Source organism: Methylomonas montana, from assembly GCF_030490285.1.
GTDB lineage: Bacteria > Pseudomonadota > Gammaproteobacteria > Methylococcales > Methylomonadaceae > Methylomonas > Methylomonas montana.
In genome coordinates this window covers 2,534,874-2,546,318 of sequence record NZ_CP129884.1, presented here as the reverse complement: position 1 = coordinate 2,546,318, position 11,445 = coordinate 2,534,874, and the positions used below count along the sequence as shown (strand labels likewise).

At 52.3% G+C, this 11,445-nt stretch carries 13 protein-coding genes; 1 reads left to right on the top strand and 12 read right to left on the bottom strand.

Annotation, left to right across the window (positions count from 1 at the left end; translation table 11 throughout):
* Nucleotides 1-16 precede the first annotated feature (16 nt).
* The 6 genes from QZJ86_RS11775 to gspE form a co-directional block, all read right to left on the bottom strand.
* On the bottom strand, nucleotides 17-1,234 hold the full coding sequence (locus QZJ86_RS11775; RefSeq protein ID WP_301670605.1) for a type II secretion system F family protein: 1,218 nt from the start codon (nucleotides 1,232-1,234) through the stop codon (nucleotides 17-19).
* Nucleotides 1,235-1,264: 30 nt separating this feature from the next.
* Nucleotides 1,265-1,603, bottom strand: a complete 339-nt coding sequence (locus QZJ86_RS11770) for a type II toxin-antitoxin system VapC family toxin (protein WP_301670604.1) — start codon at nucleotides 1,601-1,603, stop codon at nucleotides 1,265-1,267.
* 44 nt (nucleotides 1,604-1,647) lie between these two features.
* Nucleotides 1,648-1,875 carry a hypothetical protein gene (locus tag QZJ86_RS11765; protein WP_301670603.1) on the bottom strand — a complete coding sequence of 76 codons (228 nt, stop codon included), beginning with the start codon at nucleotides 1,873-1,875 and terminating at the stop codon, nucleotides 1,648-1,650.
* Between the two features lie 625 nt (nucleotides 1,876-2,500).
* Nucleotides 2,501-2,743: a DUF2442 domain-containing protein gene (locus tag QZJ86_RS11760; protein ID WP_301670602.1), complete on the bottom strand. Its 243-nt coding sequence runs from the start codon at nucleotides 2,741-2,743 to the stop codon at nucleotides 2,501-2,503.
* A gap of 5 nt (nucleotides 2,744-2,748) precedes the next feature.
* Nucleotides 2,749-3,003, bottom strand: coding sequence for a DUF4160 domain-containing protein (locus tag QZJ86_RS11755; protein ID WP_301670601.1), 255 nt, complete (start codon nucleotides 3,001-3,003; stop codon nucleotides 2,749-2,751).
* A gap of 12 nt (nucleotides 3,004-3,015) precedes the next feature.
* Entirely contained in the window at nucleotides 3,016-4,728 is a 1,713-nt protein-coding gene (gspE, locus tag QZJ86_RS11750; RefSeq protein WP_301670600.1) for a type II secretion system ATPase GspE, read from the bottom strand.
* A 154-nt stretch (nucleotides 4,729-4,882) separates the two neighbouring features.
* On the opposite strand from gspE, the gene QZJ86_RS11745 reads away from it, so the two are divergent.
* Nucleotides 4,883-5,083, top strand: coding sequence for a hypothetical protein (locus tag QZJ86_RS11745; RefSeq protein WP_301670599.1), 201 nt, complete (start codon nucleotides 4,883-4,885; stop codon nucleotides 5,081-5,083).
* 9 nt (nucleotides 5,084-5,092) lie between these two features.
* Here QZJ86_RS11745 and QZJ86_RS11740 read toward each other — a convergent pair whose 3' ends face one another.
* The 6 genes from QZJ86_RS11740 to ftsH form a co-directional block, all read right to left on the bottom strand.
* Nucleotides 5,093-6,034: a YbgA family protein gene (locus tag QZJ86_RS11740; protein WP_301670598.1), complete on the bottom strand. Its 942-nt coding sequence runs from the start codon at nucleotides 6,032-6,034 to the stop codon at nucleotides 5,093-5,095.
* Between the two features lie 13 nt (nucleotides 6,035-6,047).
* Nucleotides 6,048-6,566 (bottom strand): lipocalin family protein, encoded by a 519-nt coding sequence (locus tag QZJ86_RS11735; protein ID WP_301670597.1) that lies wholly within the window; start codon nucleotides 6,564-6,566, stop codon nucleotides 6,048-6,050.
* 3 nt (nucleotides 6,567-6,569) lie between these two features.
* Entirely contained in the window at nucleotides 6,570-7,958 is a 1,389-nt protein-coding gene (locus QZJ86_RS11730) for a cryptochrome/photolyase family protein (protein WP_301670596.1), read from the bottom strand.
* 7 nt (nucleotides 7,959-7,965) lie between these two features.
* On the bottom strand, nucleotides 7,966-8,475 hold the full coding sequence (locus tag QZJ86_RS11725; protein WP_301670595.1) for a hypothetical protein: 510 nt from the start codon (nucleotides 8,473-8,475) through the stop codon (nucleotides 7,966-7,968).
* Between the two features lie 14 nt (nucleotides 8,476-8,489).
* Nucleotides 8,490-9,401, bottom strand: coding sequence for a TIGR01777 family oxidoreductase (locus QZJ86_RS11720; protein ID WP_301670594.1), 912 nt, complete (start codon nucleotides 9,399-9,401; stop codon nucleotides 8,490-8,492).
* A 135-nt stretch (nucleotides 9,402-9,536) separates the two neighbouring features.
* On the bottom strand, nucleotides 9,537-11,441 hold the full coding sequence (gene ftsH / locus QZJ86_RS11715) for an ATP-dependent zinc metalloprotease FtsH (protein WP_301670593.1): 1,905 nt from the start codon (nucleotides 11,439-11,441) through the stop codon (nucleotides 9,537-9,539).
* Between the last annotated feature and the right edge of the window lie 4 nt (nucleotides 11,442-11,445).

Here is an 11,445-nt window from a genome sequence, read left to right as displayed (position 1 = left end):
TCATTCGCCCATGGGCCTAAACAGCCAGATCGTTAACGCTCAAGATAGCCAGTAAGATTGAAACGATAATCCCGCCTATCATTAAACCCAGCGAAATGATCAAGGCTGGTTCCAGCAAAGCTAGCATGCGCTGGATCGTGGTTTTTAGCTGCTTGTCGTAAATGGTGGCCACCCGCATCAGCATCTCTTCCAGCTTGCCGGTTTCCTCGCCCATTTTAATCATCTGCACCGCTAGTTTGGGAAACAAGTTTTGCTGCGCCAATGCGTCCGACATGGTACGGCCTTGTTTTAATTGCGCTTCAGCATTTTCCAACAAATCGGCCAAAACCATATTGCCAACCGTTTCCCGGACGATGCCCAGCGATTTTAATATCGATACGCCGTTGCCCAATAAAGTACCGAAAGTGCGGCTGAAATTCGCCACTTCCATGGTCAGAATAATGTCGCCGAACAGCGGCAGTTTCAAAAATCGGCCGTCCCAGGCTTTCTTGCCGGCGGGATCGGATAACTGTGATTTCATGATTTGTACGCTGCCCAGCACAACAAGCAGCAACACCCACCAATAACTTTGTAGAAACTCGGCCAGACCGACCACGATCTGGGTCGGCACCGGCAAGGCCTGGCCGGCGCTGTCGAACATTTCCTTGAACTGCGGCACCACGAAGGTCAGCATCACGAACAAGGATGCCAGCGACATCACCAACAAAATGGCCGGATAAATCAGTGCGGTGCTGACCGTGTCCTTTAGTTCCTGCGAGCGTTCCATATATTCGGATAAACGCATCAATACGCCGCCCAGATTTCCGCCCATTTCCCCGGCGCGGATCATGTTCAAATAAAATTTGGAAAACACCCCGCTCTGGCTTTCCAACGCATCGGCCAACGCCTTGCCGGCTTTGACCTTTTCCAGCACCTCGCCGACCAGTTTATTCAGTTTCGGGTTTTCTTCGGTCAACTGCATCAGAATGGTCAAGGAGCGGTCCAGCGGTAAGCCCGATTCCAGCAAGGTTGCCAATTCGCCGGTCAGCATGCCGATTTCTTTTTGCGACAGTTTGACGGTGGCCGACTTTAACTTGAAACCCAGGAAGGTTTTGTCCTTGGCCAGCTCGATACGGATCGGAATTAAACCCTGGTTTTGCAACTCCAGCAGCAAAGCCTGCTCGTCGGCCGCGTTACGCACGCCTTCCTCGGCGATGCCCTGGTTATTGACGACTTTGTAGGAATATAAAGGCATTAGTTAATTAACGTGGCTTTTAAAGAGGTCTTACCAAATGGTTTTGACGTCATAATCAGAAAAGGCCTGATCGACAGTAATAACATTCATGTTTTCAATGATGGCTTGGGTAATAATGATTCGGTCAAACGGGTCTTTATGATATTGAGGTAAATGCTTGAGATGACAGATATGCGCCAATTCGATGAGTAACAACTGTATGCCATTTTCTTGTTGATTTTTATAAATTAATTGTTCGACGGCGACTTTTAAATCCAACTTACCCAGTTGATGCTTGATTTGTATTTCCCAAGCAGAAGCAATGCTCAAATAAAAATCATGCGAACCTTCGCTGCATAATCCCTTAATTTTTTCAGAAAGTTGCTCCACGTCATCGTTAAGCTATAGAAAAGCATGGGTATCCAGCAATAATTTCATAGCTTGCCTTCCAACCAAAAACTGTCCGGAAGTGGTGCGTCGAAATCGTCGCTTATTTGAATTTGACCTTTAAATAAACCTAATTTCAATGGTTTGGGTGCCGGTTTGGCTTCATCCTCGTAGATCACAATGACTTTCGCCTTATGTGCGCTAACCGATTTGGGCAATTGCAAATGAATCTGCTGATTTTGATCAATTTCCGCGGATAACTCGATAGCTTGCATGATCGACTCCTATAAATGCGTTTGGCATTATGGCTGCCTATTACCTTGTTACCCTACTTAAGGGTAAACAGCCGAATTGATATTTAATGATAATTTCCCAGATGGAAACACTAGCCTTAGTTTAAGTAGGTGAAATTTCTGGTGTTAGCCACTTTTTTTAGCAAAGTGCGCCCGTGCCAACGTTTTATTCATTCGATTGCCATCGGGCACATCCGGCCAACGCCCGCTAGAAGAAACAAAAGTGCCAAAAGCAGGCGTAGGGTTGTGGTGAGTTTGCGAACCGCACCAATCGCAAACTCCCACATTCGCTCAACAAAGCCACTAAGAAGAGGGATGCCGGATGAGAAGGAAAACCCCGCTCCAAGGATGAACACAGTGTCTGTCATTTTTTATAAAGTTAAGCTAATCAGGCAGCGCTGCATGAAAAATTAGAAAATAAAACAGATAAACCAAGGGTGGGCACGTTTTAGGGCCCTAAGCTGGGTTGATCAACGTGAAACCCAGCGCGAATATCCAGGATTGCGCGTAAGTTTCTGATAAGGCAACCAAGTCCAGGGGGCTCACGAAATTAAAACAGTTTCCCCGAACGGTAAGGGTAGAAATTCGTTGGCCGCGATCGTTCCGATTATGCCGCCTTCTCGAAATGTTCCGCACAGGAAAATTTATACAAGGTTTTCGGCTCAATATCGACCATGCCGTTTTTGAATTCCAGGCAACCCCAGTCAGCGTCAAGCCGTGCGGAGGCTAATTCGTCGATGGATACATGCTTGCTTATTAATTCCTTTAAATCCGTTTGTTTGACTTCGCCGTTTTCAAAAACCAGTTTAAAACGGTAGCCATCTAGTTGTTCGAACTGTTGCAATTTCATATGGTTCACTCCAGTGGGGCTATGGGACAAAAATTTTGGGTATCCCACATTTCTATCAACTCGTCCTGATGTAACTCCGCCCATTCGCGTACCAGTTCCCGGCATTTTTTGGGGATACGGCCATCGATAATGTTCAAATTGTCGAGTTCCATGACAGCTTCGTACTCGGCATATTTGATATGGATGTGGCGGGGTGGATGCTCCCGGTCTATTAGGTACATCCTGATCATAATTCCATAAAAACGGCAGATTACCGGCATCGTCACTTCCCCTTAGGCCTCCGTCGTCACCCGCAACACTTCCTCCAGCGTCGTTATGCCTTGCAAGGCTTTGCCGACGCCATCTTCGTACATGGTCTGCATGCCTTCCTGAATTGCGGTTTGCTGGATCACGAAGGCTTCCTCGTGTTTCATGATTTGTTTGCGTATCGTGTCGGTCATCGTCAAAAACTCGATGATCGCCAAGCGACCCTTATAGCCGATGCCATTGCAGGCCGGGCAGCCGGCCGGTTTTTGCAGCAGGATTTCGCCGGTCGGTTGCCACTGTCTGAGTTTCATTTCCTCGATCAGCGTTTCGGAAGCAGGATGGGCTTGTTTGCAATGGGGGCACAGGCGCCGTACCAAACGCTGTGCCAGGATGCCGTTGATCGTCGAGCTGAGCAGGTATTCTTCCAGGCCCATATCCTGCAAGCGGGTGACGCCGGCTGCGGCATCGTTGGTGTGCAATGTCGATAACACCAAGTGACCCGTCAACGCAGACTGCACGGCGATTTTGGCGGTTTCCAGGTCGCGCATCTCGCCGATCATGATCACGTCCGGGTCCTGGCGGACGATGGAACGCAGCGCCGAGGCGAACGTTAAACCAATCTGCGGCTTGGCTTGAATCTGGTTGATACCTTCCAGTTGATACTCCACCGGGTCTTCCACGGTGATGATCTTGCGTTCTGAAGTGTTCAGGGTTTTCAGTGCGGCGTACAGGCTGGTGGATTTACCGCTGCCGGTCGGGCCGGTGATCAGCAGGATGCCGTGCGGCTGGGACAGCACTTCCATGAAGCGCTCGGCTTGTCTGCCAACGAAGCCCAGGGTTTCGAAATCCAGCACCGCGTTTTCCTTGTCCAACAACCGTATTACCACGCTTTCGCCGTGCAGGGTCGGTATCGTCGAGACCCGCAAATCCAACTCCTTGCCGATCATTTGCAGTTTGATGCGGCCGTCCTGCGGCAAGCGGCGCTCGGCGATGTTGAGCTTGGCCATGATTTTGATCCGCGACAGCACCGCAGCGGTGGAGGCGACCGGCGGCGAATCGATGTCCTGCAATACGCCGTCGATGCGTAAGCGCACTTTCAGACTTTGCTCGAAGGGCTCGATATGCACGTCTGAGGCCCGACTTTCCACGGCTTTTTGCAGGATGAAATTCACCATCTTGATGATCGGTGCTTCGCTGGCCAGGTCTTTTAGATGTTCCAGGTCTTCGCTGCCTGATTCCTCGACGTTGAGGTTGTCCATCAGCTTGTCCATTTGCGATTTACCTTCACCGTATTGCAATTCCAGTGCGGCGTCGATTTCCGAGAGTTGGCCGATTTGTAGCGTGATCGGTTTGCCGGTGGCCAGTTGCAGAGCCTGGCTGACATAGTCGTCTTCCGGGTCCATCACCGCGACTTGGATTTGATCGTTGTCGGCTGCCAGGCCGACGACATGGTATTGCTTGAGAAAGCGCTGGGATACGCTGTCCGGCAGCGGCGATTGCGGAGGATATTGTGCCGGCGTTACGCGGGCGATGCCGCAGGCTTCGGCGAAGCTGCCGGCGATGTCGCTGTCCGAGCATAAACCCAGCTTGATCAGCAATTGCGGCAAGGAGTCGTCCAGAGCCGATTTTTGCATGCGGCGGACTTTGCCCAAGTCGCTATCGGAGAGTTTGCCTTTGCTTTTTAACCAGCTCAGAAAGGCGGCATATTTTTCGGGTTTGTCAGCGATTTCCTTGTCCATGTTTTCAGCCTAAACTTGCGGAACTTGCGCCGCATTGTAGCGATTTTCCGCACAGTCTGGCGTCGATTTATTGCCGGACGATGACGCAAGCGTGTTATATATCGATCTCCGGTTCCGTTTCGATCGGTGTTAGAGCTTGTTTAGGGGGACGCTTATGCGAGGAGTTAACGCGGTTTGGGGTTTATCGAGTCTGTTGCTCATGCTTGGCGGTTGTGGCGCCGATTGGCCGCAACGCCTGGGTTATCATGCGGTGCAGAACGCCGGGCAATTGCAATGCCAAAAAGCCATGGCTAACGATTGCGAACGGCGGCAGAGTTACGACGAATATCAGCGCGAACGGCGAGAAATGAAATAGATCGAACCGTCAAATATCGTTCAACAAGGACAATTCGGCCGGATGCGGCAGCATGTAATAGGCGTTGTCGATAAACGCATCCGGTTCTCTGCGGAAATGGTGCCTCAGCAAGGTCAGCGGCACGATTAGCGGCAGCAAACCGATTCGATAGTTTTCGATGGTTTCCACCAACTCCTGCTTGTCGTCGCCATCCAGCTTGTGTTTCAGATAGCCCTGGATGTGTTGCAACACGTTGACATGATTGCCGCGAGTGGCGACGATTTTCAAACAAGCCATCAATGCGGCGATGTAGGCCGCGGCAACGGCATCGATATCGGCGTTGGTGACGCCGGCAATAATCCGCCCCAGTTCGCGGGCTTGATTTTGCTCGTGGCTCATTGCGATCAATTTATGCCGGCTATGGAAGCTGGTTAAAGCATGCGCCGTCAAACCTTGTTCACAAAGATCCCGCCAACGTCGCATCACAAACACGTGCTGGATAAAATTTTCCCGCAAACCCGGATCGCCCAATCGGCCTTCCTCCTCCATCGGTAGGTTGGGAAAGTTACGTTGCAGATAATCGGCAAAAATACCGGTGCCATGGCGCGCGGGTATCTCGTTTTTGTAGACTTTGACGCGGGTCATGCCGCAACTGGGCGAGTCTTTTTTAAGAATGTAACCGCACAAACCGCCCAGCCAGTCGTGTTGCTGCTCAGAAGCCTGTTCCAAGCGTTCTGTCACGTCGAAGCTATGATCCTTGACGCCGACGCAACGAATGCCTTCCGGCGTTTCCCGCAGTTGCACGCAGGGACGGGGGATGCCTAGGCCGGCCTCGACTTCCGGACAGAAGGGTCTAAATTCAAAATATTGGCCCAGCGTGCGTTCGATGTAGCTGTGATATTTATGCGCACCGTCGTAACGTACTTCATGGCCCAACAGGCAGGCGCTGATGCCGACCGGAATTTTGTGCATGCTTGATCCTGTATTAGCGTTGCGGGTGTTTGTCGAAAATCAATTGATCGGTGGCAAAACCGAGCGTTTTGGCTTGCTGGATCAGGTTTTGCAGCACGGCCGGGTCCAGGTCGGGGTTGCGGGCCAGTATCCATAAAAAGTCGCGATTCGGGCCGGCGATCATCACATAACGGTAGTCAGTTTTGTCTAGCGCGATGATGTTGTAAGCGCCGTAAAACGGGCCAAAGAAGGAGACTTTCAAGCGGCCGATGTTCGGCTGGTCGATAAAATACGCCTTGCCTTCGGCGGTTTTACGCTCGTTTTGCTCCGCGTCGTAGCCGCTATTCAATACCTTGACGCCACCTTCCTCGCGCAGGCTGTATTCGGCACTGATGTCGCTCAGGCCACGTTCGAAACTATGATCGAGGCGGGCGATTTCGTACCAGGTGCCGAGATAGCGAGGTAGTTCGAATCCGTCTATCACGGTGATGCCAGCCGGGATACCGGTGCAGGCGCAGGTCAGGCTCAATAATAGTATCGAGAAATAGCGCATCGCTTAGCCTGCCGGAACGCCAGTGGCCAAGGCTTTAAATTGGGCCTTGATCAGCCGACTTTGCTTGGCATGATCGACTCTGGGCGCCGGGTATTCGCCGGCTTGCGGGTGTTTTTCCCATTTATGAATCACCTCTGCCGGATAACGTTGCAATTCCGGAATCCAGGTCTTGATATACAGGCATTGCGGATCGAATTTCTGCTGTTGCAGCCAAGGATTGAAAATCCGGAAATAGGGTTGGGCGTCGCAGCCGGTTGATGCGGCCCATTGCCAGTTGCCGTTATTCACGCAGGGGTCGTAATCCAGCAAATGCTGGGCAAAATAACGTTCGCCCCAACGCCAGGAGACGTGCAGGTTCTTGACCAGAAACGAGGCGACGACCATGCGTAGCCGGTTATGCATCCAGCCGGTTTGGTTGAGTTCGCGCATCGCCGCGTCAACGATCGGAAAGCCGGTCTGGCCGTTGGCCCAGGCCCAGAAATCGTCTTGAGCATTACGCCAACGCAAGCCATCATAACGCCGGTCGAAAGCTTGGTGGAACACATGCGGAAAATGAAAGCCGATGTGGGTGAAAAAGTCCCGCCAATATAATTGGCGTAACAGTGGGTGGTCGGGGCCAAGTTCTGCTTGAACGCGATGAAACACTTCCCGTACCGAACAGCAGCCGAATTTCAGATAAGGCGATAGTTGGCTGGTGGCGGCCAAGGCCGGGTAATCGCGAAGTTGGCTGTAGTCTCGACAGCTTGCCAACTGATCCAACCTGGCCAAAGCCGCTTGCCGGCCTCCCGGCAGCGGGTTGCGATGCGCTTGAGTCAATTCGCCCAGCAACGCCGGTTTATGCGCCGGATGTTTTTTCGCCAGCAGTTTGCCGGGTGCTAAGCCATCGGCTAGTGCGACCGGATATTGCTGAGCTTGCGCGTAAAAAGCCGTGAAAACTTGATAGGGTTTGCCGTTGCGTTTTAAGACTTGTTCGGGCTCAGTCAGTAACAAATCGGCGTGACTATGAAAATCCACGTTCAGCGCCAGGCATTGAGCTTGTAGTTTCTCGTCACGCTGGCGGCTGAATGGGGTGTAATCCCGATTGACGAACACTGCGTCTATCGCCAGCTCCTGTTTGAGGTGTTGGAGAAGTTGGGCGGGTTGCTCGTTAAACAGATAGAGCAGGGCGCCTTGCCGTTGAAATTGCTGTTGCAAATCGCTGAGCGATTCCAGCATGAACTGCAAACCGGGCAGGCTTTGATACGGGTGGACGTCGATTTGGCGCGGATCGAAGATAAAACAAGCGATCACTTGTTTTGATTCTCGCAATGCGGCGTTTAACGCGGTGTTATCTTCCAGCCGTAAATCCCGCCGGAAGATGAACAGCGATGTTTTGTAGCGTTTTTTTAACATTGGCGTATTAACAGTCGCCCCAGTGGATGATCATCTCTTGGCAGTTGAACATGATATTGGGGTAATACTGATAAATCACCCAACGCAACAACAAATCGAAATAGGCCGCCACCGTGAGGGTACGCGCAATGGCAGCCCACAGCCGAGACGAACTTTTATCCGAACAACGCCATACCGCGCCTGTCCAATAAATCAACGGTATCGCCATAATAATGTGGATGGTGACCCAGCTCGCCACGGTGAAATTGCCTTGGTCGATTCGATAATCGATCAGAAACAGCACCGCGTTGTACAACAGAAAAAACGGGTAAAAAGCGTCTTTCAGTCTTAGATAACCCAGCCAGCTCCATTGCAGGTAAAAATATAGCGTGGCCGGCGTGCGCTCTTCCCATTCCGGCGACGGTTCCGGCGTCAGGTAATACACCAATATGCCCAGGGCGGTTGCCACCAGCAGGGCTTCGTACCAGCTAATGAAGGACGTAAAGGCGAATAACAAGGAAAGACTGTCAATTAACATAAGCGCGCCAGGTGTTAGGGTGTGATTAGGATATTGCGTAAGGCCGCGTCCAGTTGCGGATATGCAAAACCAAAGCCTTGTGCCGTCAAGCGCTTCGGTAGGACTCGCTGACTACCTAATACTAGCTCAGCCATCTCGCCTAGCAAGCCTTTTAGTAAAACTGCCGGCATCGGCAACAACATCGGCCGATTCAAAACCTGGGCCAGCGCTTCGCTGAATTCTCGATTGCTGACAGGCGTGGGGGCGGTTGCGTTATACGGGCCGCTCATTTCGGGATTGCTTATCATCGCCTCGACTATCGCCAGCCAATCGTGCAAATGTATCCAGGACATCCATTGTTGGCCGTCGCCCAGGCGTCCTCCCAGTCCCAGCCGAAACGGCAGCAACATGCGTTTTAGTATGCCACCGTCCTTACCCAGCACCAGGCCAGTGCGTATCAGGCAGACGCGGCCGCCTGCTTTTTCCGCTTGCAGCGCCGTCGATTCCCAATCTGCGCACAGTTGCTGGGAAAAATCGGTTTTGCTGGGGCTGTTTTCGTTGAGTGGCGTGTCGCCTTGATCGCCGTAAATCCCGATTGCCGAACCGTTAACCAGCACCGGCTTCGGTTGCGAGGACGCAGCCATCCAGGCGACCAGCTGTTCGGTGAGTTTAATGCGGCTGTCGCGCAGTAATTGTTTGCGGGTCGGCGTCCAACGTTGGTCGAAAATCCCGGCACCGGCCAGGTTGACCACGGCTTTGCACGATCCAGCGTCCGGTAAATCCGCGATACGGGTGACTGCCTGAACCTGGTTTCCGAATTGATTTGCGACTTTTTCGGCGCTGCGGCTCAATACCGTCACCGAATAATTTTTTTGCAAGAGCAGACGGGTCAGTGCGCCGCCCAAAAATCCGGTGCCACCGGTGATGAGAATCGGATTTGTGCTCATGATGTTTCACTCCGAAGATTAGGCTTATTGCTTGATTAAGCGGTTTGCTTAGTTTTTCACGGCACAGTTGCTGCCCCATAACAAAAAAATACCCTCCAGTAGTACTGCGTTTGGAGGGTATATAGAGGAGGACTGTTAAGACGCCAGTACTTGTCCTTTATCCAGGTGCTCGTCGGCTTGGTTGTTTGCCGAATCTTCGATCTCTTCAAGCGATTGTGGCTCTTCTACTTCCGGTTCCGGCGGCGCAATCATGTGGCCCTGCAGCAACTCGTCGATCTGATATTTATCGATGGTTTCCCAATCCATTAAGGCTTGGGCCATGTTATGTAACACTTCAATGTTTTCTTTCAATATGGTTTCTGCGCGGTTGTAATTGGCGTCTATCACCAGTCGAATTTCTTCATCGATAGTCTGTGCCATTTTCTCGGACATCGGTTTGGATTGCGGACCCATGTAACCGCCTTCGTTGTCGCCGTAATCCATCGGCCCTAGTCGATCCGACAAACCCCATTTGGTCACCATGTTTCTGGCCAATTGGGTGGCGCGCATGATGTCGTTGGAAGCGCCGGTAGTGACCTTGTTTTTGCCGTAGATCAAGGCTTCCGCTACCCGGCCGCCGAATAGACTGGCGATTTGGCTTTCCAGTTTGTCCTTGGAGGCGCTGTATTGGTCGCGCTCCGGCAGGAACATGGTAATGCCCAGTGCGCCGCCGCGCGGCATGATGCTGACTTTATAAACCGGATCGTGATCTGGCACTTTTCGGCCGACGATGGCGTGCCCGGCTTCGTGATAAGCAGTCATCAACAAGTCTTCCTTCGACATCACCATGGTGCGTTTTTCCGCGCCCATGATCATTTTGTCGCGCGCCTTGTCCAGATCGTTCATCGTCACCACCCGCTTGTTATTGCGGGCGGCAAACAAAGCGCCTTCGTTGATCAGATTGGCCAATTCGGCGCCGGAAAAACCCGGTGTGCCACGGGCCAAGTCGTTGATGTTGACGTCTTCGGCGAGCGGTACTCGAGCGCCATGTACCTTGAGAATTTGTTCGCGGCCTTTAATGTCGGGTAAGCTGACTTGCACCTGACGGTCGAATCGGCCTGGTCTCAGTAACGCTTTATCCAACACATCGGCTCGGTTGGTGGCGGCGATGACGATGATGCCTTCGTTGCCGCTAAAACCGTCCATTTCTACCAGCAATTGGTTGAGGGTTTGTTCGCGCTCGTCATTGCCGCCGCCGATGCCGCTGCCACCACGTTGGCGGCCGACCGCGTCGATCTCGTCGATGAATATGATGCAGGGCGCGCGCTTTTTGGCTTGTTCGAACATGTCCCGCACCCGGGAAGCGCCGACACCGACGAACATCTCGACGAAATCGGAACCGGAGATCGAGAAGAACGGTACCCCAGCTTCGCCGGCAATGGCGCGGGCCAGCAAGGTTTTACCGGTACCGGGAGGGCCGACCATCAATACGCCACGGGGGATTTTGCCGCCCAGGGCTTCATACTTGCTGGGGTCTTTCAGGAAGTCGACCATTTCCACCACGTCTTCCTTGGCTTCCTCGACACCGGCCACATCAGTGAATCGGACTTTGACCTGGTCTTCGGCCATCAGTTTGGCGCGGCTTTTACCGAAACCCATTTGACCGTCGCGTCCGCCCATCATCGCTTGCTTGCGCATGAAGTAAACCAGAACCGCAATCAACAGCAGCGTGGGCGCCCAGGAGATGAAAATATTCATCAAGGTGGACGGCTGTTGTGGTTTTTCGACTTTAATTTTGACGCCATACTCCAGCAACTCGTCGATCATTCGCGAGTCGTTAGGGTTATACGTCGCGAAGCGCGTACCGTTTTGGCGGCGGCCGTCGACATAATTGCCGTCTATCACCACTTCCGTGACCACTTTATTACGCACGTCTTCGATAAAGTCCGAGTATGAGACTTCGTAATGCGGATCGTATTCCGGCATGTTGCGGTTGAATACCGCCGACACCACTAAAGCGATCGCGACGACGATGGTGAAAAAAATGAATAGTTTTTTCATGTTA